General features: G+C 46.1%; 22 protein-coding genes. 12 read left to right on the top strand and 10 right to left on the bottom strand.

Going from position 1 to position 23,550, the window contains the following annotated elements; genetic code table 11:
- The first annotated feature begins 94 nt into the window (after nt 1-94).
- Complete coding sequence (locus QMA35_RS08655; RefSeq protein WP_281646746.1) at nt 95-1,507, top strand: FAD-binding oxidoreductase; 1,413 nt, start codon at nt 95-97, stop codon at nt 1,505-1,507.
- 21 nt (nt 1,508-1,528) lie between these two features.
- Here QMA35_RS08655 and QMA35_RS08650 read toward each other — a convergent pair whose 3' ends face one another.
- The 3 genes from QMA35_RS08650 to QMA35_RS08640 all read right to left on the bottom strand — a co-directional run bounded on the left by QMA35_RS08650 (nt 1,529) and on the right by QMA35_RS08640 (nt 3,602).
- Nucleotides 1,529-1,765: a hypothetical protein gene (locus QMA35_RS08650; RefSeq protein WP_281646745.1), complete on the bottom strand. Its 237-nt coding sequence runs from the start codon at nt 1,763-1,765 to the stop codon at nt 1,529-1,531.
- A gap of 147 nt (nt 1,766-1,912) precedes the next feature.
- Nucleotides 1,913-2,173 (bottom strand): DUF4404 family protein, encoded by a 261-nt coding sequence (locus QMA35_RS08645; protein WP_281646744.1) that lies wholly within the window; start codon nt 2,171-2,173, stop codon nt 1,913-1,915.
- Between the two features lie 82 nt (nt 2,174-2,255).
- On the bottom strand, nt 2,256-3,602 hold the full coding sequence (locus QMA35_RS08640; protein WP_281646743.1) for a histidine-type phosphatase: 1,347 nt from the start codon (nt 3,600-3,602) through the stop codon (nt 2,256-2,258).
- Nucleotides 3,603-3,719: 117 nt separating this feature from the next.
- On the opposite strand from QMA35_RS08640, the gene QMA35_RS08635 reads away from it, so the two are divergent.
- The gene (locus tag QMA35_RS08635) at nt 3,720-4,379 is read left to right on the top strand and encodes a fumarylacetoacetate hydrolase family protein (RefSeq protein WP_281646742.1); all 660 of its coding nucleotides are present in this window, start codon (nt 3,720-3,722) and stop codon (nt 4,377-4,379) included.
- 38 nt (nt 4,380-4,417) lie between these two features.
- On the opposite strand, the gene QMA35_RS08630 is transcribed toward QMA35_RS08635, so the two are convergent.
- The 3 genes from QMA35_RS08630 to QMA35_RS08620 are packed head-to-tail and all read right to left on the bottom strand — an operon-like array spanning nt 4,418 to nt 6,836.
- Entirely contained in the window at nt 4,418-4,858 is a 441-nt protein-coding gene (locus tag QMA35_RS08630; RefSeq protein WP_281646741.1) for an acyl-CoA thioesterase, read from the bottom strand.
- Nucleotides 4,859-4,908: 50 nt separating this feature from the next.
- On the bottom strand, nt 4,909-6,279 hold the full coding sequence (locus QMA35_RS08625; RefSeq protein WP_281646740.1) for a TRAP transporter large permease subunit: 1,371 nt from the start codon (nt 6,277-6,279) through the stop codon (nt 4,909-4,911).
- Nucleotides 6,276-6,836, bottom strand: a complete 561-nt coding sequence (locus QMA35_RS08620; protein ID WP_281646739.1) for a TRAP transporter small permease subunit — start codon at nt 6,834-6,836, stop codon at nt 6,276-6,278. The genes QMA35_RS08625 and QMA35_RS08620 overlap by 4 nt, the downstream gene beginning before the upstream one ends.
- Nucleotides 6,837-7,059: 223 nt before the next feature.
- On the opposite strand from QMA35_RS08620, the gene QMA35_RS08615 reads away from it, so the two are divergent.
- Nucleotides 7,060-8,040, top strand: a complete 981-nt coding sequence (locus QMA35_RS08615; protein WP_281646772.1) for a phosphate ABC transporter substrate-binding protein PstS family protein — start codon at nt 7,060-7,062, stop codon at nt 8,038-8,040.
- 52 nt (nt 8,041-8,092) lie between these two features.
- Here QMA35_RS08615 and QMA35_RS08610 read toward each other — a convergent pair whose 3' ends face one another.
- On the bottom strand, nt 8,093-9,082 hold the full coding sequence (locus QMA35_RS08610) for a hypothetical protein (RefSeq protein ID WP_281646738.1): 990 nt from the start codon (nt 9,080-9,082) through the stop codon (nt 8,093-8,095).
- A gap of 244 nt (nt 9,083-9,326) precedes the next feature.
- The gene (locus QMA35_RS08605) at nt 9,327-10,115 is read right to left on the bottom strand and encodes a hypothetical protein (protein WP_281646737.1); all 789 of its coding nucleotides are present in this window, start codon (nt 10,113-10,115) and stop codon (nt 9,327-9,329) included.
- Nucleotides 10,116-10,307: 192 nt separating this feature from the next.
- Here QMA35_RS08605 and QMA35_RS08600 point away from each other — a divergent pair, with 192 nt between their 5' ends.
- The 4 genes from QMA35_RS08600 (at nt 10,308) to QMA35_RS08585 (ending at nt 14,086) form a co-directional block, all read left to right on the top strand.
- On the top strand, nt 10,308-11,327 hold the full coding sequence (locus QMA35_RS08600) for a phospholipase (RefSeq protein ID WP_281646736.1): 1,020 nt from the start codon (nt 10,308-10,310) through the stop codon (nt 11,325-11,327).
- A 77-nt stretch (nt 11,328-11,404) separates the two neighbouring features.
- Entirely contained in the window at nt 11,405-12,730 is a 1,326-nt protein-coding gene (locus QMA35_RS08595; RefSeq protein ID WP_281646735.1) for a peptidylprolyl isomerase, read from the top strand.
- 34 nt (nt 12,731-12,764) lie between these two features.
- Complete coding sequence (locus QMA35_RS08590) at nt 12,765-13,376, top strand: hypothetical protein (RefSeq protein ID WP_281646734.1); 612 nt, start codon at nt 12,765-12,767, stop codon at nt 13,374-13,376.
- A gap of 113 nt (nt 13,377-13,489) precedes the next feature.
- Entirely contained in the window at nt 13,490-14,086 is a 597-nt protein-coding gene (locus QMA35_RS08585) for a glutathione S-transferase family protein (protein WP_281646733.1), read from the top strand.
- A 60-nt stretch (nt 14,087-14,146) separates the two neighbouring features.
- On the opposite strand, the gene QMA35_RS08580 is transcribed toward QMA35_RS08585, so the two are convergent.
- A complete protein-coding gene (locus QMA35_RS08580; RefSeq protein ID WP_281646732.1) occupies nt 14,147-14,392 on the bottom strand; it encodes a DeoR family transcriptional regulator in 246 nt (81 codons plus the stop codon).
- Nucleotides 14,393-14,593: 201 nt separating this feature from the next.
- Between QMA35_RS08580 and QMA35_RS08575 the strand changes: the two genes are divergently transcribed.
- The 5 genes from QMA35_RS08575 (at nt 14,594) to QMA35_RS08555 (ending at nt 20,510) form a co-directional block, all read left to right on the top strand.
- A complete protein-coding gene (locus QMA35_RS08575; RefSeq protein ID WP_281646731.1) occupies nt 14,594-16,858 on the top strand; it encodes an ABC transporter permease subunit in 2,265 nt (754 codons plus the stop codon).
- Between the two features lie 32 nt (nt 16,859-16,890).
- Complete coding sequence (gene pstA, locus QMA35_RS08570) at nt 16,891-18,555, top strand: phosphate ABC transporter permease PstA (protein WP_281646730.1); 1,665 nt, start codon at nt 16,891-16,893, stop codon at nt 18,553-18,555.
- A gap of 183 nt (nt 18,556-18,738) precedes the next feature.
- Nucleotides 18,739-19,584, top strand: a complete 846-nt coding sequence (gene pstB / locus QMA35_RS08565; RefSeq protein ID WP_281646771.1) for a phosphate ABC transporter ATP-binding protein PstB — start codon at nt 18,739-18,741, stop codon at nt 19,582-19,584.
- 12 nt (nt 19,585-19,596) lie between these two features.
- Complete coding sequence (gene phoU / locus QMA35_RS08560) at nt 19,597-20,337, top strand: phosphate signaling complex protein PhoU (protein WP_281646729.1); 741 nt, start codon at nt 19,597-19,599, stop codon at nt 20,335-20,337.
- Nucleotides 20,338-20,381: 44 nt separating this feature from the next.
- A complete protein-coding gene (locus tag QMA35_RS08555; protein ID WP_281646728.1) occupies nt 20,382-20,510 on the top strand; it encodes a hypothetical protein in 129 nt (42 codons plus the stop codon).
- 502 nt (nt 20,511-21,012) lie between these two features.
- Here the strand turns inward: QMA35_RS08555 and QMA35_RS08550 are convergent.
- Entirely contained in the window at nt 21,013-23,328 is a 2,316-nt protein-coding gene (locus QMA35_RS08550; RefSeq protein ID WP_281646727.1) for a hypothetical protein, read from the bottom strand.
- Nucleotides 23,329-23,550 lie beyond the last annotated feature (222 nt).

The following is a 23,550-nucleotide window of genomic DNA, read 5'->3' as shown; positions in this document are numbered from 1 at the left end:
CCGGAAATTATCGCCGATCAAAGAAAAAGTTGCGGCAAATGCGTACAATGGCGCCGAAGTCACTCAGCAAACCGGTAACAGGCAGCACAGAAGAATGAATAAAGAGCAGTTAGTGAGCCTTCTTGAAGCCACCCTGTCAGAAGCTTCCGACCAGATTCCCCGTATACTGATCGATGATGATTCTCTTCTCCAATACGGTCGGGATTGGACTCGTTTCCATGACCCCAAACCACTGGCTATTGTGCTGCCCTCCTCTATTGAAGAGGTTCAGGCTGTTGTTCGCTTTGCTCGTGCACATAGTATTGGACTGGTGCCGTCTGGTGGTCGTACCGGTTTAAGTGCCGCGGCAGTGGCTGTTAATGGTGAGATCGTTGTAGCGTTTGACCGGATGAACACCGTCCGTGATTTCAATACTATCGATAGAACGGTTGTCTGTGGCCCGGGAGTTATTACCGAACAACTGCAGTGCTTTGCGGAAGAACAGGGGCTTTTCTATCCGGTGGACTTTGCTTCCAGCGGCTCCAGTCAGCTGGGCGGCAATATTTCTACCAATGCCGGAGGCATTAAGGTTATTCGCTATGGAATGACCCGCGACTGGGTTGCCGGTTTAAAAGTTGTGACCGGAACGGGTGAGCTTCTGGAGTTGAACGGTGGCTTGGTCAAGAACAACACAGGCTACGATTTACGACAGTTGTTTATCGGTGGTGAGGGCACTCTGGGTTTTGTTGTTGAAGCCACAATGCGGCTGGCTCGTCCTCCTCAGGATCTGACAGTTTTAATGCTGGGTGCTGAGAATATGAATGCCGTTATGTCGATTCTGGAAAACTTCCAACAGAAGATTGACCTCACAGCATTTGAATTCTTCTCTGAGCAAGCATTGAGTAAGGTTATTGAACACAGTGGTATCCCTCGCCCCTTTGAAACCCCAACGCCGTTTTATGCCTTGTTAGAGTTTGAGTGCACCAGTGATGCTGTGTCAGACACAGCTATGGAATTGTTTGAATATTGCATGGAGCAGGGCTGGGTACTGGATGGTGTTATGAGTCAGAACCTTTCTCAGTTGGAGAACTTGTGGCGATGTCGTGAAGACATCAGCGAAACCATTTCTCGTTGGACGCCTTATAAAAACGACATTTCTGTTGTTGTTTCCAAGGTTCCAGAGTTCCTTGCTGAGATTGATAGTGTTGTTTCCCGTGAGTATCCGGATTTCGAAATCATTTGGTTCGGTCATATTGGTGATGGCAATTTGCATCTGAATATACTTAAGCCGGACTCTCTGGACAAAGGTGAATTTCTACAACAGTGTAGTCGTGTCAGTAAATGGGTCTTTGAAATTGTTCAGCGTTATGGCGGTTCTGTTTCCGCAGAACACGGTGTCGGGCTTCTTAAGAAAGACTATCTGACTTATACGCGAAGCGAAGTTGAAATTGAGCTTATGAGAGGAATCAAAAAGGTCTTTGACCCGAGTGGGATTATGAACCCGGGCAAGGTATTTGATCAGTCATAGAGAGGGCTCGAAGAGCCTGAATTACTCGGGCTCCGGTGACTTTTCAGTCTCATCATTTTCTTCAGTGTTGTTTTCTTCTGGTGCGTCTTCGACGTCAGGAGCCAGCTCTTTCTCAATAACTGGAAAGATTTCTTTATCCAGAAGGATTTCCAGATCCTTCATAAAGAGTTCTTTAACCTGGTCTATCTCTACAGGTCCCTCATCGTCAAGGTGGCCTGCACTGATTATTTGTACCAGCTCCCGGAGAATAGTAAGCAACTCCCCGGAGCCTGACTTTTAAGCTTTGGAAGAATTAAGCCAAGTTGGATCTTGAAGGCAATATCGTCAGACATGTCTGAACATCCCATCGGCGAACAAATGCAGGGCCGAAAGCATAGCAGTTGTTCGTTTGTACACCTGAAGATGTCAGATGCCGATATTTCCCAGGGTATTCATTATCTGTCGTACAGCCTGAGCGATCGCGGGGTGATCTTCGGCAAAACGTAAAGCTTCTTTCTCAAGCTCTTCGTTGTAGGCTTCCTGGGGGATAGTTCCATCAGCTTGTGCAAGTGCCAGCTGTAGCTCGGTGGTGATTTGTTTTAAAGAAGCCGCAGTGCAATCATCAACCGGCTGCCCCTCAAGCATGTCGTGTAAATCCTGGATTCTGACCTGAAGTTCTTCACTCATGGTTTTTCTCCATTAGTGGCAACTTTCCGTTGCCTTGCATTCCCATCATAGACCAGCAGGTTCTGGTGAGGGAATAGCTTCCTTATCTGAAATTCAACATTGTTTTATGCAGTTGCAATGTTTGGAACTGTGTTTGAGTGTAATGCTCTCTGACCCTACTCCAGGAGCAGAGTGTGCTCTTGTCACACTCTGGCACCTGAAAGCTGATGGGGTGTTCATTAAACATCATGCGCAACTGGATATCGGATCCTTTTTGCCATATTTGCCATACAACATGGGAAGACATGGGTATCAGGTTTGATGCAGAAAAGGATGCCAGTCGCTGATCGTTATTGCCTTGGGTGTTTACCAGTCCGAGAACCGATAGAAATGAGATAAGGGTTACATCATGGCTGAAGCGCAAGTCCATATGAGGTGCTGTGTCTGGCTCTTCAATAGCCTGTTTTGCGGAACAGATAAAATCCTGCAGCACGGGCAGGCCGAGGGCATAGACTCCACCTTTGGTTTCCAGTGCCGGACCAACACTATAGAAACTGTATGTCTGGGTTATCTGTCCAAGGAAAGAGAAAAACTCTTTGCTGTTTTCAGTTTCGGCGAATGTCTCAAAAGGTGCGCATAACTGCCAGATCATTCCCTGTGGCGCATCTAAACGGCAAAAGCCGTAAAGGCTTTTAACCAGTGTTATTGCATCGTTTTTGTTTAAACCCTGTACAAGCTTTTCTGCAAAGTTGAACAGCTGTTGTGGATGCTTCTGCCAGAGTTCTTCGACCTTCTGAATGCCGAAAGCTTTCACCTTTTGGTTGTGAAACTTGTAGTTGTAATAGTCGTGAGGATTTGTAACAGCTAAATCTCTATAGGAATGATGGTTACTGATTTGTACTGCTTGCTCTGTGAGGGTCGCAAAAGCTTTTGAGACTCCAAACAAGAAAGCGGCTTCACTTTCTTGGGTACGCTTCGTGCCGGAATTAATAGATCGCACTCTCACCTGTGTTCCTGGAGTTTGTTGCAGTTCTATAAATCTTTTTGCCATCCGCTCACCCAGCTCGATTTGTTCCTGAAAACCTATTGGTGTGAGAGTGGCTAGCTTTTCTGGTGGCTCTTGCCACCAGTTGGTAAAAGCATCAATTTGTTTTAAGAGTGTTTGGCCTTCCGAAGTTGGTGTTCCCTGAGTAAAAGTAAGGTGGGTCGCAGAGTGCAGTTTGGTTATCTCGTCTGCATGAAGGGTATATCGGGAGCCATGGCGCGAAAGATGAATCTGCGAAACGAGAATATACCCCGGAGATGGTGGAGATATATCTCCATTAAGTGCCGGTGCCGGGTATGCTCTGGTGTGCCCCAGAAAGTCCTGCCAGTTATCTTTTTTGTCTGCGGCAGATGTTGAAGTTATGAAAAACCAAACCAGCATAATAAAGATGCTTCTTGACTTCATACCGCTCCTTCCAGAAAGCTAGACAGCCTGTCAGATTTTTTATCGCTAAAATCGACTGAGTTCGACAGGTTGCAAGAATAGAAGAAAGCCTGTGTTTGGGAAGTTTGAGGGGGATATATGTACAAACATTTCTGGTTAAACGGCGAAGCCGTTGAACTGCCTGTGGGTAAAGTTGTGTGTGTGGGGCGTAACTATGCAGAACACGCTAAAGAGTTGAATAATCCTATTCCCGTTGAACCCCTTCTGTTTATGAAGCCAGCTTCTTCTATTGTTCCCCTTGAGCAGGAAATTATACTTAAAGCCGGTTTTGGCAGAGTTGACTATGAAACGGAAATTGCCGTTTTAATTGGTTCTAAGCTGAGAGATGTATCGGAAGGTGAAGCTAAAGCAGGGATTGCTGGAGTTGGCGTTGCGTTGGATCTCACTCTCCGGGATCTGCAAAGCAAACTGAAAGAGAAAGGCCATCCATGGGAAAAGGCCAAGGGTTTTGATGGCTCCTGCCCACTTTCAGGTTTTGTTCCTGCTGAACGTATTGAAGACTGGGAAAATATTCCTGTTCAATTACATATTGATGGAAAACTGCGCCAGGATGGCAACAGTTCCCAGATGCTGAACGGTATTCTTCCGCTAATTTGTTACATCAGCACATATTTCACTCTGGAACCCGGCGATGTGGTTATTACTGGAACTCCTGCGGGAGTCGGGTCGCTAGAATCAGGAATGCAGTTAAAAGCTGCGATCCCTGATGTTCTTGAATGCACGACAAGCGTTGAATAACACCTGAAATCACAGAGCCGGTTAAACAGCATCTATGATTAACCGACTCTGCGGGTTCTACGGTTTTCATCTATTGCTACAAATACAAAGGTACCTTCAGTCACTTTTTGCGGCTCTTGCTCTTTGGCTGTCCGAACCCACACACAAACTTCTATATGAATAGAGCTGCTACCTACATTGGTTACGGTGGTATAGCAGCTAACCATATCACCTACTTCAATAGGACGAAGGAAAGTCAGCTGGTGAATGGCAACGGTCGTCACTCTGCCCTTGGCTACTGCACGGGCAGTAATCTCTGCGGCCATGTCCATCTGAGAAACCACCCAGCCACCAAAAATATCATTGTCCGGGTTTGTATCCCGGGGCATAGCCGGAATTTGCAGCGTTAGTTCGCCACTAGGGCCAGGGTTTATATCGTCATCGGAAAGCTGTTCAAGCTCTACTGTTTCTGTTTCTGTTTCTGATTCTGTTGCAAGCATAGGCAGGCTCATTCTTGTAATTATTAATACCTTTCGGGAACCCCGCAGGATTACCCATACAGTTTGTCTGGCAACCATGTTGCCAGCTCCGGCCAGCCAGCTAGTAATCCTAGTAGGGTCAGCTGAATGACAATGAACGGAGCTACGCCACGATAAATATCTGTTGTTTTTATTGTCTCCGGAGCGACGCCTCGCAGATAAAACAGCGCAAACCCGAAGGGTGGTGTCAAAAATGATGTCTGCAAGTTTATGGCAATCATAATGCCAAGCCATACAGGGTCAAGCCCCATTGCCAGTAATACTGGCCCAACAATGGGAACAACGACGAAAGTAATCTCAATAAAGTCGAGAATAAAACCAAGAACGAAGATCACCAGCATAACCACCAGAGTGGCACCAAACACACCACCGGGCAGGCTTTCAAAGAGAGAGTGAATTAACTCTTCTCCGCCATAGCCGCGGAACACCAGCGAGAAAATAGACGCGCCGATCAGAATCATAAAGACCATACAGGTAATGCGAGTCGTGCTGGTGACAACATCGGAAAGTTGAGTAAAAGTCATCTGACGCTTAAAAAGAGCTAAAAGACTAGCACCTAATGCACCTACACCTGCCGCCTCTGTGGGAGTGGCGATACCCGTGAGAATTGAACCCAGTACGAATGCGATCAATATCATTGGTGGGGCGAGGCTTTTCAGCAGGCCGGGTAGATACACCTTTAGATGGTCCTCATCCACCGGCGGGCATTTTTCAGGTTTTAAAAAACTGATAATAAGCAGATAACTGATGTACATCACTACCAGAATCAGACCAGGAATCAGGGCACCAACGAACAGATCACCCACTGATACTGTATCGGGAGAAAAAATACCCTGTTTCAATTGTGCTTGCTGGTAAGCGCTGGAGAGAACATCCCCGAGCAGTACAAGTGCGATAGATGGTGGAATGATTTGTCCGAGTGTCCCGGTTGCACAGATTGTTCCGGTCGCCAAAGTCGGGTCATAGCCTCTGCGTAACATTGTCGGCAGAGAGAGCAGACCCATAGTCACGACGGTAGCACCAACAATGCCAGTGCTGGCTGCAAGCAACATTCCGACCAGAGTTACAGAAACTCCCAGCCCGCCACGGAGGCGACCAAACAAGCGGGCCATATTATCCAGAAGATCTTCTGCAACCCGGGACTTCTCCAGCATAACGCCCATCAATACAAACAGCGGAACAGCCATTAAGGTCTGGTTTGTCATTACTCCAAACAAACGGCTGGGAAGAGCGTTGAAAAAAGTGGCTTCAAAGCTACCGGTTAACACCCCAAATCCGGCAAAAGCCAGAGCTGTACCCGCCAGAGAGAAGGCAACCGGGTAACCTGCTATTAATACAAAGCAAATGGCGGCAAACATAAACAGAGGCATGTATTCCATCATGCAGCCTCCTTCAGGTGTTTTTCAGGATGTTCGGGTGTTTTGTGATTGGTAAAGGTCAGTAATCCGCGCAGGAACTCGGCCAAACCCTGAATAAGGAGTGTGCCAGCCAGAAACAGGATCAGGCTTTTCAGAAGGAAGACTGCTGGCAGGCCACCTGGATCGTGAGAGGTTTCTTTTAAAGCCCAGGATCTTTCCACATATTCCCAGCTTATAAACCCGATAAACAGGCAGACTGGTATTAGAAACAGGATTGAGCCACTGGCATCAATCAGGCCTTTAGTTCGAGGGCTGAATTTTCTATAAAAAATATCAACACGAACATGTCCATCGTGCCGCAATGTGTAGGCACAGGCGCCGAGAAAGATTGTTGCGTGGATATAAACGGATAGTTCTTGAAGAGCAATGGAGCCCAGATTCAGTACGTAGCGAATAAAGACCACAGCGCAGATTGTGATCATGAGGGCGATGTTTAGCCAGGAGATAGTGCGGCCGGTCGTTTCTGTGAAATTATCAATAGACCTTATGATTTGTCGAGCACCGTGTGAAAAAGCTGACACGTAAACGCTCCGCATGTTCGTTATTATTATGGGGCGCAGTATACCGCTAGTTGTTTAGGTAATTAAGGTCAATTGCCAGAATAGGCGCCTTCAACTCCCGCAATTTTTCTGCTGTAGCATTTCTGTAACAAACCATTCATATATTTGTCATCAAAGGTGCAGATACTGATCCCGTATCAAGATGTACATAAAAACAGACAAACACTGGGAGCTAACAATGATTATGAAGTCACTCTCTCTGAAGAGTATGGCGACTGCTCTGACTCTGGCAGCTGCCAGCGTCTCTTTTAACGCCCAAGCCAGTAAGGTGGATGCAGACATTCCAACTTACACCAAGGCCAGCGGTGTTTCCGGCAACCTGTCCAGCGTTGGTTCAGATACTCTGGCTAACCTGATGACTCTGTGGGCTGAAGACTTCAAGCGCACTTACCCTAATGTAAATATCCAGATTCAGGCTGCAGGTTCTTCTACTGCACCACCTGCTCTGACGGAAGGAACGTCTAACCTCGGCCCCATGAGCCGTAAGATGAAGGACAAGGAACTGGCTGCTTTCGAAAAGAAATTTGGTTACAAGCCAACGGCCGTTCCTGTTGCCATCGATGCCCTGGCGGTATTCGTCAACAAGGATAACCCCATTAAAGGTATGACCATGGCTCAGGTTGATGCCGTGTTCTCCTCCACTCTGAAGTGTGGCAACGACAAAGCCATTAACGCCTGGGGCGACGCTGGTTTGACTGGTCCATGGGCTGGTCGTGACGTTCAACTGTACGGTCGTAACTCTGTATCCGGTACTTACGGTTACTTCAAGAAGAAGGCTCTGTGTAAGGGAGATTACAAGAACAACGTAAACGAGCAGCCAGGTTCTGCTTCTGTTGTTCAGTCTGTATCGGCTTCCCTGAACGGTATTGGCTACTCAGGTATCGGCTACAAGACTTCCAGCGTACGTACCGTGCCTCTGGCCAAGAAGGAAGGTCAGGCTTTCGTAGAAGCTAACCCAGACAATGCTGTAAACGGCACTTATCCACTGTCTCGTTTCTTGTATGTTTACGTGAACAAACAGCCTAACAAGCCTCTGGCTCCTATCGAACGTGAGTTCCTGAAGCTGGTGCTCTCTCAGCAGGGGCAAGAAGTTGTTGTGAAGGATGGTTACATTCCACTGCCGTCCAAGGTTGTCGATAAGCAGCTGGCGGCTCTGGGTTTGTAATCAGAACCTGACCAGTACCAATAAAAGGCCGGTGTCTATAGGCACCGGCCTTTTACAATAGAATCTTCCAACCAGTAAGAAAACCTGCGCCGTTATCACAGATAACATTAACAGTACCTCGTGACGTTGCCGCAAGATATTCAGCATCGGAATAGTTTTTTCTACGGTTCGCTATATATTCAGACGGCTTCATCTTTTGTGCGTGCTGATGGTTTTGGCTGTCCAGTAGATACCATTCGTTATCATGCCCTCTTAAAAAACAGACATGATGGTTCTCCATGGATAGGATTAGCCTCTTGCAGTTCGCATTATCAAAGTTTTTAGGCGTCTCTTTTCTCTGAACGAAAGGAGTAGAGAGCGGCTCATCTTGCTGTGATTCCATTAGGTTGAATTGATATAAGGACAGGTGAGAGCTCAGACCTCTCTGGGTTTCAATATTACGCATATTATTAAGGATCCCCACTGGGTCCATATTCTCAAAGTCATACCAATAAGGCAAAATGCCTTTTTGGTAGTAAGCATTTATAGCGTGTCTTCCGCACTGTAAACTTTGTTGCCGCTCGATATAAAACTTCTGTGTTGAGTTGGTGGCTGGGTGAGGTTGCGTTTGCCTGGGTGTTGAATTTGTTGCAGGCAATCTTGAGCGACTTGCTAGAGGCACAGCTTTCTCATTTACAGAGTGAGAGCACTTTGTTTCTATCATACTGTTAGTAACAGCGGTGAAATTTTCCTCTAAACGCGTATTTAAAATCGCTGCAAGTTCAGGAGTAAACATCTCTCCTAAATGAAAAATATGATGGGAATGCCAGCTGGTTAAATGATCACTCAGTACTCTGGCTCGTTCAGAGGCATCTGGGTAGAGTGACAGTAGATCATTCTGAAAACCTGAAGTGCATATTATAAGTTTATCAATCAGGTTTTCGATGTCGCTTTCATCAGAAATTGTGGCTTTGGATAGAATATCTGTCAGTGCATTGCTAAGAGTTTCCAGAGTAACCTCTTTGTTATTGCGACTAACGGCTTCCCCATCTTCGTCAGCCATATTTGCACAGGTTCTAAGCTGATGGGGTGGACGAAATTGCTGTTCCTGAGGTATATGGCACGTTCCTGTGCACGAGCTTGTGCCTCTACCTTGGTAGCACCCTGTATGACATTGGGAGTCAGATGATGGGCCAGATCTATGGCTGTTGTGACTCCCGGCTGATATTGACTCGGCTAGCATGGGAAAACCTCTGTAATCATATTATTTGTATTTTTAAAGAACTCCTGACTGGTTTCCATAACAACTATGTTTGTTCTTCTGACTCAACACTATGAACAGGGTTCGGTTTCATCTCTTTTAGATACGGTGAATCCTCTGTTGTTTCATTCAACAGGTAGTCCCATGAATCCTCTGTAGCGAACATGCATGAAGCCACGGGATTAACCTTTCCCTCTTTAAGGTCAAGCATGAGTTTTATGTGATATCGCGGGATATCAATCTGCGTATAGGCTTTGGCTTCTGCAATGGTGTCATCCTTAAAAGTGAAAACAGAAGCATAGAATATTGAATGTATTGATAATGATTGTTTTTCTTCGTCAAATGAAACTGATAGCTGTTGTAGTTCACAGTTTTTTACAAACTTATGGGAAGTAAGGAGGGAATTCGTACCGTTTTTAAAACCATCCTGTGATTCAAAAGTCTCGATAATTTTGTCTGCGATTTTTTTGTGATGAGTATTTAATAGGCAGTCTACTGCATACTCTCTGCATTCAGGGTGAGCATGAAATGATGAATGTATCTTGTTTTGAGCCTGAGTGCAGGTACTACCTAAAGTGCCACTTCTCAAATTTGCTGGCTGATGGTTAATGATCAGCTTTTTTGCCATTGCCTCGACTTCGATTTCATCGTACTGAGGAACTGCAAACCGTAATGTACGGTCTCTATCTCCTTTCTGATGACAGGCCCTGGCAATGTCCACTGCAGCTTCTGCGACCGCCCGGTTGAAAGCTTTGGGTTGTTCTCCTTTTTGTAACCGTTGGATAAAATCGTGTTTCACCGTAGCAACGGGTGTGGAAGAGGCTGTCGCTTGCATAATGAAATCTCTTGTTGTGAATAAAAACAAGAGCATTTAACAGAATACAGAAGCCTCTTCGTATAACCTGGTTGTTAGGCAGGCTGCTTTAATTTTGTGTGTTGCCCGTCACTCGTGCCAATAAACTCTGTATGTCTGCACTGTTATAATGCATGAACCTTGACCTAAAACTACAAAAAAACAGGGTGGATCATGAAGAAGTACCTCCATGCGGCGTCTGCCGTAGCTCTTGCCGTTTGTGCAGCTAATGCCTCAGCTTTTACTCAGGAAACTCATAAGCGCATTGTTATTGATGCTGTCAGTTACATGGCCGCCAACCCTGAAACAACTAACTACAACCGGTTGAAGGCCGCTGCCGAGGCGGCCGGGTATACCATTGATGAGTTTGCCAATGCTGTTGGCCAGGGCGCTTATGATGTGGATGATTTTGAAGACACTTATATCTGCGGTGCCATCACAGGAGACTGTGTTCAGGCACCGGTTTGGGGTATTGGTTCCTTTGTCGCGACTTATACCGCCTGGTGGCACTTCCAGAATCATTCCCGCGGCGCGGATGTTCATGGTAATGACATTGGTGGATATAACTACGACTTAATGCCGAACCCAGGGCTCGAAGACAATATGTTGGCCGGTTGGTTGAATAGCGACCACCTGGATGATGGCAGGGGTGGTATGAGGGGTTGGTTTGGCCGGGAAGATTCTGAGTACAACAGTTACGGGGTTACCGAAGCAAACTATCGTCTTGAGTCGTATTCCAGCAAAGATATGTATGAAGACTTTGAAGAGGCGGCCTTCCAGCCTATCGATAATCTGGGTCAGTACTGGTACAACCAGTTCTGGGATCAGCCTTCTGCGCAAACACTTGGCTTTGCACTGCATACCACAGACTTGTTACAACCTCACCATACTTGGGTAACATCTGCCCATAGTCATGGTGGTTGGGAAGCTTGGGTTGCTGACTATTACGATTCAGAAAACCTGAACGACAGTGGGTTAGTTGAAACTGCACTGCTGGATATTACCCCTCCCGTGCCGGGCAATCGTGAAATTCGTGGCACCCTCACAGAGGGAGGCGCTTACTCCTACCAGAATGGTGGCATCGTGTTGAGCAGTAATGATCACGGTGATCGTGTGGAGGTCGCCAAAAAAATGATTCCCCACGCAATAGCAATGACTGTACACATTCTAAACCATGCGGCGGATCGTTTCTGATCCGAGAGGTATCTGGGCAGGTAAGCCTTATGGGCTTATCTGTCTGTTAGATTATTTCGTTGATGGTTGTGAAGTCCATGCAAAGAATAAGAACTGCATTGTGTGTTGTGGGTGTCGTATTTTCGATCGCTTCTGCTCAGGCCGAAGTCCGATATGATCTCAAAAACCCATCTCTTGCTGCTGTTGTAGAGCAGTCTCCTTTCACGGTAAAAAGCCTGGATATGATTCTTGCCAAAGCCCGTCGGCAGGACATGAGGCAGACCCGTGCCAGTGTCTTGGAGGAACTGGTAAATAATCGTTTGCTTGCACTTTCCCTGACGGAGTTTGATTTATCGGTTAAAGAAAGCGTTGGCTTCCAGAATGAAGAAACCATACGTAACCGTTTGTCTGTATTGGCTCGTCAGTTATATGGTCAGGACATGGAAGCATGGCTGGAGAGCAAACCTGAAGGTTTTGCAGGCCTGGTCATTGGTCATAACAAGCAGCTACCCAAACAGCTCGAAGCAATATTCCGAAAGAGCTCATTACTGGGCTATCACGCCTCCGAAGAACAGCAACAGCAGATGAAAACTGTGAATGTGTTGCAGTATCAGTTTGAGGAGAACGCTGGAGGTTCTGTATCTCTCTACGATCTTTACCAGTCCCAGAATATTCAGGGAAAGATTGCGCTGACGCGTGGTGATATGGTTTTTGTGGATAAACAAGCCCGGCTTGAACTGGCGGAGCGTTTCAGTCTGTGGTGGTTGGAGTCTCGATCAGAGTTAAGCCCGGATGATGTGACGTCTTTGAAAACAGCAGTTAGCGATCGGGTTGCGCGCGTGGCTGTAGAGAAAAAACTTGGCCTCTACAATGTTATGCACAGTGATAATAAAGGGCTGAGGCAATGGATAGAGAAAGTTACGCAGGATGAAATTCTTGAATACTTCCAGGCCAACAAAGAAGATTTTATTCGACTGACAGCTGTTAAAGGCCGGCATATTCGTCTGGACAGTCAGGAGAAAGCTGATGCGGTGTACAAAGAGCTCAAAGATGGCCTTGCCTTTTCAGACGCGGTTAAGAAATACTCCATAGCGGATGATAAAACCTTGCCGCAACCAGGCGACCTTGGCTGGCTGGAAAGAACATCCAAGACTCCTGGCTGGTTAGAAAGCGTGGCTTATATGCAAAAGGTTGGTGTCGTATCAAAACCTGTGCGCAGCCCGGGAGATACCCCCTTCTGGGAGATTGTTCTGGTTGATAAGCAAAAATCAGGTTTCCACAACCCTAATAGTGAAACAGTCCGATATATTGCGGGAAAGGAGATTGCGCTTGAGAAGGCTAAAGCAGGGTATCATGAATTGTTGAGTTTTCTGCGTGAGCAATATGATGTGCAGATAAACCCTGAAATAAGCAAAAATCTTTAATCGCGCGGCACGCTCATGAGAGAAACAACTGTTTATGAGTAAGATTATTTTTGGTTCTGGACTGGTTGCTGTAACTGTTGCCGCAGCTATTGGTTTTAATCTGTCCTCCTCAGAAAGTATTGCACCCGACGTAATCGTCGCTGTTTCTCCGGAGTTTGAAACTATGGCAAACGCCCCTGTAGATCTTCCGCCATCTGCAGCTGGTGATTTACAGGTAGCTTCACCCTCTAAGGGCAATAAACTTCCGGTTAAAGATGAGCCAGAAGAGTTAGCGTTGGCAGCCGAGCCACTTTATCACTTTGATTCCAGCGCTATCGCATCTTTACAGCAGACCCGGCTGTACGGTGATAGTCGTGCCCCTAAGCTTGTAGAGCGAGATTGGGAGCGAGAGTTACCCACGGCGGAAGAGTTGGCGAATCCCGAACAATATCAGGCCTACGAGCAAAGAAATGAAGAACAGGTGCAACGGGCTTTTGTCGCAGCAACTGTGGAACGTATTCCAGAAATAGAAAAGGCTATTGAAGAGGCTAGAGCGCTAGGTCTGGACGAAGAACAACTGCAGGAAGGGATAGAGAAGCTTGAAAAATTGAAAGCTGCACAGCAATTATTGATCGGGCAGTTAGGTTCCGAGAAGAGTGATGAATAGAAGGGGTGGTGGTAGGTTTAATTAATGTAGTTAGCCACCTTTAAGCTGAAGGGAGATTTTACTAACAGATATGTCTCTGGCAGTGTGGCAAAAAATAATGAAGTGGAGGAGTTATGAAAATCTACGGTGATATAAAATCCGGTAACTGCTACAAAATAAAACTCCTGACTTCATTTCTAGATACCCCTCATGAATGGGTTGCTCTCGATATCATGAAGGGTGAAACCCGCACGCAAGAGTTTCTGCAAAAAACATCATCAGGAAAAATTCCGCTTCTTGAACTGGAAGACGGGCGTTGTCTGTCAGAATCAAACGCAATCCTGAACTATCTGGCCCATGGCTCAGATTTCCTGCCGCAGGATCCATTTACTCTGGCAAAAGTGCAGCAATGGCAGTTTTTTGAACAGTACAGCCACGAACCCTATATTGCCGTTGCGCGCTATATCAATGTGTACCTTGGTATGCCTGAATATCGAAAGAACGAGTATGAGAATCTTCAGGAAGGGGGGAATAAAGCTTTGAGCATTATGGAGCAGCGGTTACAGCAAACACCGTTTCTGGCTGGTGGAAAAATCTCTACAGCTGATATCTCTCTGTATGGCTATACCCATGTCGCTGATGAAGGCGGCTTTGATCTGAATAAATATTCTGCTATCCAGGCCTGGGTAAAAAGAGTGCAGGCGACTCCAGGCTATACAGGCATGAATTAACTGACAATATGATCAATATTATCGGCATGGCAGATTCGTGCGAATCCTGTCTTGCCGTATTCATGTCATTGCTATCCCACACTCTGTTCTCTTCATGGAATCCATTACAGGACTGGCATCCATCATTATTACGTCTCCTCGATTGATATACTTCAGAGCTATTGTGAGCAATGGCTGTTTTTCCGGCAGGCGCAAATCCCGACGGGCAGTTCCAATAGAAACATCAAACTGTTCAGCAAGATTATTAATATTCGCGGAGCCAGGGTGATCAACGCGATTCAAAATATTCTTTTGACGACTGTTCAAAACGGAAAACTCATAGAACGGTTAAGGGGTAACCCCCTGAATTTGAAGGCATCATATGGCAACTGTCTTGTTCGGTTTTTGCTCTGAAGCATTTCAGCAACAGGAATCACTCTGAAATGTGACAGCTCTGTAATATAAATGTCATATAAGGCAGTTAATGTTCGCCCATACAAAGGATTCAACCGGCAAAAACAAGAATCTATGAGCGAACAAAGTATGCAATCGGCACCAGATGTCAGCTTCGACACGCCGGCTATTCTGCGTTATCGCAATATGCGCAAATTGAAAGATCGTACCGCCCGATATGGCATCGCCACGGGCGGGCTTGGCGTTATTGCGGCCATTCTCCTGATATTCATCTATCTGCTTTATGAAGTGATGCCACTCTTTCACTCAGCAGACGTTAAGGCTGAGCATAGCTATGTACTTCCGACAACGTCTGCACAAAGCCTGTATCTGACAACTGAAGAGCAGGCTGAGATTGGACTTCAAATCGACAGTAATGGGCAGGCTTTATTCTTCGATGCCATTAATGGTTCGGAGAGACTGAAAAGCCAACTGCCCGTTCCGGCTGGTGCAAAGGTTGTTTCCGTTTCGGAAGCTGCTCCCGGTGAAAGCCTGTTGGTGGCAGGTTTGTCAGATGGTTCAGCAATTATTTTCAAACATGAATACAAAACCACATGGCCAAATGACAAGCGTTTGATTACTCCATCCCTTGTTTATCCTTATGGGGCGGAAGCTATTGTTCTGGTGGAAGGGAAACCTCTTGAGCAGGTGGCCGTACGAGATTCTGAAGAACAACTGGTTCTGGCAGGCTCCCGCGGAACAGAGCTTTATATGGTGCGTTTCACCAAGGAAGAGGATTTCCTGACAGAGGAAGTCACCCTTGAGCGTGAAAACGTAACTCTTCCCTTCGTTAGTGAAAGTGCTCGGACTCTGCTACTGGAACCGGATCTGCACTGGCTTTATGTACTATCTGGCAAAGATACGCTGACACAAATTGATATCCGCTCCGGGTTACCTTCTATTGAACAGGTTGTTGAGTTGACCGAGGGTGTTGCCACCGTCACCGATCTCAAGTTCCTGTTAGGTGGTATTTCTCTTTTAGTTGGTGACAGCCAGGGACACATCACCCAATGGTTTTTGGCCCGCAACGAAACTGGTAAGAAGAAACTGACCCGGATTCGCAGCTTTGAGCAAAGTAACGCAGCCATTGTTCAAATTGTTCCGGAGCATCGCCGTAAAGGTTTTCTTGCCCTTGATAGTGACGGCGTTCTTGGTCTCTACAACACCACGGCCAGCCGCAAGTTGTTGACTGTAGATATAGCTGAAGATGCCGTAACTTCAATTGGCATCGCTCCCCGTGCTGATGCGCTGCTGCTGGGAACATCTTCCGGAATGACTTTTTTCTCCATGGAAAATGAGCACCCGGAAGTATCCTGGAGCGCTTTGTGGGAAGAAGTCTGGTACGAATCCTACGATGAGCCTGAGTACATCTGGCAGTCGTCTGCATCAAACAATGACTTTGAACCGAAGATGAGTTTGATGCCTCTAGCCTTCGGTACACTGAAAGCAGCCTTTTACGCCATGTTGCTGGCGGCACCTCTGGCAATTTGTGGTGCGATCTACACCGCTTACTTCATGGCTCCTGCCATGCGCCGCAAAGTGAAGCCAGTTATCGAATTGATGGAAGCTCTGCCAACAGTAATCCTCGGCTTCCTTGCCGGTTTGTGGCTGGCACCTTTTGTGGAAAACAATCTACCGGCCATATTTAGCCTGTTGCTATTAATGCCTGTTGGTGTGCTGCTATTTGCATTCTTCTGGGATCGCCTGCCACTGGAAATCCGCGGTCGTGTACCTGATGGCTGGCAGGCTGGCCTGTTGATTCCGGTTGTTCTGGGAGTTGGCTGGCTTTGTCTGGCAATGAGCGGAGCTCTGGAAGGTGTTTTCTTCGGTGGTGACATGCGTTCATGGATCACCGCTGATCTGGGCATTAGCTACGACCAGAGAAATGCTCTGGTGGTTGGTCTGGCAATGGGTTTTGCCGTTATCCCAACAATTTTCTCTATTGCTGAGGATGCAATTTTCAGCGTACCCAAGCATTTGAGCTACGGCTCTTTGGCTTTGGGAGCAACTCCCTGGCAAACCCTGACCAAGGTTGTTTTGCTGACGGCTAGCCCAGGTATTTTTTCTGCGCTAATGATCGGCATGGGGCGGGCTGTAGGGGAAACCATGATTGTACTGATGGCAACCGGTAATACTCCAATTATGGATGCCAACATTTTTGAAGGAATGCGAACTCTGGCAGCGAACATCGCTGTAGAAATGCCGGAATCAGAAGTGGGAAGTTCTCACTATCGCATCCTGTTCCTGGCCGCGCTGGTGCTGTTTGTCTTCACCTTTGTTGTGAACACGATGGCTGAGCTGGTTCGTCACCGGCTGCGTCAAAAGTACAGCTCCCTTTAATCTGCGGTAAGAATGAACGACGGTAAAAAGATATGAAAATAACTGTCAAAAGCTGGTTTAAAAGCGGTTCACCGTGGGTTTGGATGAACGCTGGCGCTGTATCTATCAGCCTCGTTATGGTCATTGGTTTGCTGGCACTGATTGCAGTGCGTGGCTTAGGGCACTTCTGGCCCTCTTCCATCATGACTGCCGATTACATGGTGCCTGGCCAGAATAGCCGAGTCGTTATGGGGCAGCTGGCAGACGATGAAGAGATTCCTGTTCAGCGCTTGATAGATGCAGGCTTTACCGGATTGGATAACCAGGAACTGGTCACACGACAGCTGGTGAAAGTCGGTAACCGTGATGTGACAGGCAGTGACTTTGCCTGGGTTGTTCAGCCCTGGCTGGAGAATATTCAGTATCCGGAAGATGCCATTGCTCTCGAGCGTCGTGAATGGGGTAACTTCTACGGATTCCTGAAAGAAGTCCGTGAAGGTGATTCTGTCGTTGCTTCTGGTTCCGAAGCCTGGGCAGCACTGAACGCCAGCATGGATCGTGCGCTGAATATCTACAATGAAATTCATCGTATTGAGAAGAAAGATATTGGTGCGATAAACAGCAAGCTGGAGCGTCTGCGTCTGCAAGAGCGTGGTTTGGAACTGCGGAACGAAGCGACACCTGTTGTACTTGCCAATATTGCCAGTCAGCGTGCTGAACTGGATGCTGAATACAAGGTGCTGGAGAAGCATCTTGGTGATCTGTATGTGTCGTTTACTCGCGACAATGTTCTGGTTGAAACCCTTGGTGGGCAAACCGTTGATATTAATGTTTCCAAAATCGTAAGAGCTTACCAGCCAAATGCTATGGGGTTGGGTGGCAAGATTGCGTTTTACGGAAGCAAGGTTTGGGAATTTATCGCTGATGATCCCCGTGAGGCGAATACTGAAGGCGGCATATTCCCAGCCATTTTTGGTACAGTCATGATGGTTATTATTATGTCTGTAATCGTGACTCCTTTTGGTGTTATTGCGGCTGTATATCTGCGTGAATATGCCAAGCAGGGTTTTGTTACCCGAGTGATTCGCATCGCTGTGAACAACCTCGCTGGTGTACCTTCCATTGTTTATGGCGTGTTCGGTCTGGGGTTCTTCGTTTACTTCCTGGGTGGGCAAATGGATGCCTTGTTCTTCCCAGAAGCTTTGCCAGCCCCAACCTTTGGTACTCCCGGTTTGATGTGGGCCTCTATAACACTGGCTCTGCTTACCTTGCCGGTTGTTATTGTGGCAACAGAGGAAGGGTTATCCCGCATCCCAAGTTCTGTTCGTGAAGGCAGCCTCGCTCTTGGTGCTACCAAGGCAGAAACCCTGTGGCGTGTAGTACTTCCTATGGCCAGCCCGGCAATGATGACCGGCTTGATTCTGGCTGTTGCCCGTGCTGCTGGTGAAGTTGCTCCGTTGATGCTTGTGGGTGTGGTGAAGCTGGCTCCAAGCCTGCCTTTGGATGGTAACTACCCGTTCCTGCATCTGGACCAGAAGTTTATGCACCTGGGTTTCCATATTTACGACGTTGGTTTCCAAAGCCCGAACGTTGAAGCAGCGCGGCCTCTTGTTTATGCCACCGCTTTACTGCTGGTGATTGTAATTGCATCACTGAACCTTTCGGCAGTGGCCATTCGTAACCACCTCCGCGAAAAGTACAAAGCACTAGAAGTTTAAAACGAATAACAAATTATATCGGCTGGCAGCATGTAGTGACTGATTTTCATAGCAAGCTGCCAGCCATAACAATAGAATCTGAGAGGAAGGCGAATAATGACTGAAGCAGCTGTTGCTCGAGAAGAAGCGCCCCAGGAAGAAGACATCGCTGTAAAGGACACGGCCATTCCAGAGAGCACGGATATGACAACCGAGACCGAAACAGATTCACGAACCCACGGCATTAGCCTTGAGCATCTTGGCCGTGGCCGCCAGAAGCTTTCTCTGGAGCAGGAAGAAACCTGTCTGGATATTAAAGACCTGAATCTCTACTACGGTGAGAAACAGGCGCTGTTTGGCATCAATATGCCAATTCCTAAAAAGCGTGTGACTGCGTTTATCGGCCCATCTGGTTGTGGTAAGTCTACCCTGTTGCGCAGCCTGAACCGGATGAACGACTTGGTAGACTCCTGTCGTATTGAAGGTCAGGTGATGCATGATGAGCAGGATATCTATCACAAGAAAGTGGATGTGTCTGATCTGCGTCGTCGCGTCGGTATGGTATTTCAGAAGCCAAATCCATTCCCCAAAAGCATATATGAAAACGTCGCTTACGGTCTGCGCATTCAGGGTATTAACAAGAGGCGTGTTCTGGACGAAACCGTAGAGTGGGCACTGAAGGGGGCGGCTCTGTGGGAAGAAGTAAAAGATCGCCTCCATGAAAGTGCACTTGGTCTTTCTGGTGGTCAGCAGCAACGTCTGGTTATTGCCCGTACTATCGCGGTAAAGCCTGAAGTTCTGCTTCTTGATGAACCCGCTTCTGCTTTGGATCCAATCTCAACTTTGAAGATTGAAGAGCTGATCAACGAACTGAAAGATCGCTTCACCATCGTGATTGTTACCCACAACATGCAGCAGGCGGCTCGTGTGTCTGATTACACCGCCTTTATGTATATGGGGCAGCTGATTGAGTTTGGCGACACCGACACCATTTTCACTAATCCTCGTGAGAAGAAGACTGAGGATTACATCACTGGTCGTTACGGCTAAAAGGAAACGAAAATGCCAGTAGATATGAACTCAGACCTGAACCAGCATATCTCCCAACAGTTTAACTCGGAGCTGGAAGAGCTGCGTAGCCAGCTTCTGGCCATGGGTGGGGCTGTTGAGAAGCAGGTTTCTGATGCTATTGAATCCTTGATTGAAGCTGATAGCGATCTGGCTCTCAGCGTGCGGGCGAAAGACGACGATGTAAACTTTATGGAAGTTTCTATCGATGAAGAAGCAGCCCGTATTCTGGCTCGTCGTCAGCCTGCGGCTTCTGATTTACGTTTGGTTATCGCCTGCACCAAAGCTTCAACTGATCTTGAGCGTATTGGTGATGAAGCCGCCAAGATTGCCCGTTTCTCCATGGAGCTTGCTGAGCATGGTGAAGCGCCCCGTGGTTATGTGGAAGCGCGGCATATCGGCACCCATGTTCGCCGTATGGTGCAGGATGCTTTGAATGCTTTTGCCCGCTTTGATGCAGATATGGCTCTGGCTGTTGCTCAGGAAGATAAAAACGTAGACCGTGAATACCGTTCCGCTATGCGTGAACTGGTGACATACATGATGGAAGATCCCCGTGCTATCAGCCGGGTTCTGAACATTATGTGGGTGCTGCGCTCCCTCGAACGGATTGGTGATCATGCCCGCAATATTGCTGAATATGTGATCTATCTGGTGAAAGGCACAGATGTTCGACATATTGGTTTGAAGCGAATGAAAGCCGAAGTATTCGATCGTTCTTCTACCGAAGCCTGATCACTTCAATATCTCAGGAGAGCCGGACTTGTTCCGGCTTTCTTGTGTCTGGCTCTGAAAGCCGCCATACCGCTAAATCTGCTATTGCCGGAGAACTCCTGCCAGCCTTGAATAAGGGAGCTATCGATGCCGCAGGGTACTTCTCTGTTAATGGCTATGGTTGGCTTCTGTAATAGCGATCTTGGCAGTGAATATGGCACATTTAAATGCCCACACTCGATGTACTTTAGTTTGTAGGTTGAAATTAAAAGCAGCCAGTTTTCTTCCTAACCTTTGATGGCAACAACCTCAAATGGCATTGTGGTTATCACAATGTACATTGAGTCAATAAGAAATACAGGCCGACAGCGTGCCGGAATATTATCTTTATACTCCAACCGGCACAATAGTGCTCAACGTGAACGGCGTTGATGTAAGCTCGCAGGGGATTCCTGCCATATAGGTAAGCGTCAATGGCAGTTGTTGCTTGAATCCAGCCTCAATAGATTGCAGTCACTTCCCGCTGAATCATAGGATGACTGTTTCACAATGAAACTTCCCCTTCTTTTACCACTCTTCCCATAAGTCCCTGATTGTGTGCTTATTGTATAAGTCGGTCGGAATGTGTTCAGTTTTGTAGTTCATAGACTCGATGAGCAGTCAGGTTCTCGGCCAGCCTGACTTAAAGCGACTGCGTCAAGCCTCTTCTGTGACCTTGCACTCTTCCGCGAGGTGACCATATTTTTTTAATGCCCTTTGGTAAAAAATATCGATGTTTTGGGTATTCCACTCTGTCTCTCCTTCCGGAGGACTAAAGCCATATCTATTGTATTGACCTTTTATATTTGAATAGAAATGAGAAGCTTTGGATTTCGTGTGGGCACGGCTAATAACAATCAATTTCATTCTTAACTCTTCGTTATGGATTGCCCTGTTCATTAGTTCCATTGTTATTTCTTGTGTTTTTCTTCCCCATTCGTTTTTTACTTTGTCGAGCAGTTCATCATCACTGCTGTAAATAATTGGGTAGAACTTCTTTAACCAAACTTCATCGTCAGGGTAGTCTTTATAGAGATCTTTCAAAGTGTGTCCAGTATAGGGCTGTGTAAATTCTGGGATATCTATTTTTCTTAGTTTACTCAGTAAAGAGTATGCTTTTTCTTTATCAGAAAAGCGGTGGCTTATGCGGAAATATCTTCGAATGTAATCTAGTTTTTTATCAGGATCTTGTTCGTTTCTAATGTTATCTAGAAAGAATTTTCCGAATTCTTTCGGTAATTTGTTGCCTTTTTTAGAATGCGCTTCTATCCAGTCATCATCACTTAATTCTGTATACGTAAGTACCTTGCTTTCTGGGGATGAAACGTGGGTATTGTATGTTAATTTTAGTTCCTCAGTAGTCCAGAGATTACCATCTTCGTTAAAGATTTCATGTCGATTAAGGCGCCTTGCCAACATGTGAAAAAATTTAGGATCGCAAGATTTTTCTTTCAAAGTAATAATAATTCTCGGTAATAATTCCCTGTTTTCTTTTAGTCGCTTTATGGCCTCTCTTGTAAGATGTCCTCCTGGTTTGTGATTGGAACTCAGTAATTCTATTAATTCATTGTTATCAGCCAAGCGAACTGAAAAAATGGTTTTTAACCAGCTTATATCTTCGTCTTCTTTGAAAAGGTTGGTCACGGTGTCAAACGTATACGGCTCATTAACGCCTTCAATATCTTCAAATCCTCTAAGAGCTGCTCTTAGCATCTCTGGAACTGATTTTTTATCAATCTTGCTTTCCACTAATTTTTTTAAAAAACCTTTGAGCTTTCTACTTTTTTCCTTTGGGTCTTCTGTCTCTTTAATATCTCTTCGTGCCGCCATTATGTATCCCATACGTTCATTGTTATTTTCTAGTATGGTGGTTGAAATCTCATCCTCAGATAGTTTTTCGAAAGGCAGCATTTTCAACGCTTCTTCCTCTTTGAAATAGTGTCTTATAAAGGCAGATAAATTATCTGCTGTGGCTTCAACAAACTGCCCGTCCACAGGTATGGTAATCCCGCTATTGGTAAAAGTTTTTACGATGACCGAAAACCTGTTTCTAGAACCGTGCAGTATTCTTCGCTCAACAATAGCTTTTATTGCATCCGCTGAGCGAAACTTTGCCATAATGTGGACTTGTCGTATTGTTGTGATGCATGGATTCTTTATATATGAATCCATTGCTTCTTTAGATGATTTTTTTGTTCTAATAAAGTTTCCACAGTATCCGGTTAAACTGATTAAATCATAGATATCCCATTCATTTTTATCACCTTTTAATGGATTTGGTATGCCCGTTTTCTTTAAGTTACTTATTAATTGATCAAGATTGAAATCTACTCGACTTAAAGATAATCGAATTTTATGTGTTAAAAGAGAGAGCCATACGGAATTTTCCTGTTCAAGTTTCATTTTCATGGAAAGCCAATGGAGGGGGAAGTATCCCTGTTTTTTTTCAGGGTTGAAAATTCCAATTTTAATGGAGAAATCAATAATAGACGGAATTGAAACATCATTCCCATCTATACGATTTATACCTGCTTCTTTCAGGCGATTAAGTATTTTATGACACTGGCTATCCAGGTTTTCTGTTTCGTCTTGCAGTCTCCACTTGAAATAAGCACTCAGTGCATGAATGTTGCTTTTAGCTGCTGTTAATATTCTGCCGTCTCCACAGTGTCCATCGAGGAGACAACAAAATGGTTGTTCTTCATCATTAAACGGACAAAACACAATAGTTTTGTTTTGCATGCTTCTAGCCCTGCGAAACAGGAATTCCTGCTGGTTTTCAACGATCTCCATGTGTTGAATTGAGTCACACTCTTTAATCAGTGCTTTTGTTATTCGTTCCGCAGAACTGGCGTCGGTATCAATATCGAAAGGTTGCACATGAGATGCGGTGTATCTTGAACTTTTGACAGAATTGTTGTTGTAGCACCATAGCAGTTCTTCACCGTCGTAAATTTCACGCTTGGCAACCATGCGTTGTTGTATCGGAAAGTCTTTGAGGGAAAGCCTGACTTTATCCTGTCGCTCGATGCCTTTTGGGTGCAGGCTTTGACTCTGTATATTTGCTTGTTTATGGGATACGGAATCGTTGGTAAATATAGTCAGGTTCTCGGGGCGTCAGGGCAATCTCATTTGGCCATCTGCTCAAATAACACCCTGCAGCAGTAGTTCAAGATATTCATCATCAGCCGCTGC

It is taken from the genome of Parendozoicomonas sp. Alg238-R29, assembly GCF_947331445.1.
Taxonomy (GTDB): Bacteria; Pseudomonadota; Gammaproteobacteria; order Pseudomonadales; family Endozoicomonadaceae; genus Sansalvadorimonas.
The sequence above is the reverse complement of the archived record's forward strand: the minus strand, read 5'-3'. Positions and strand labels throughout refer to the sequence as shown.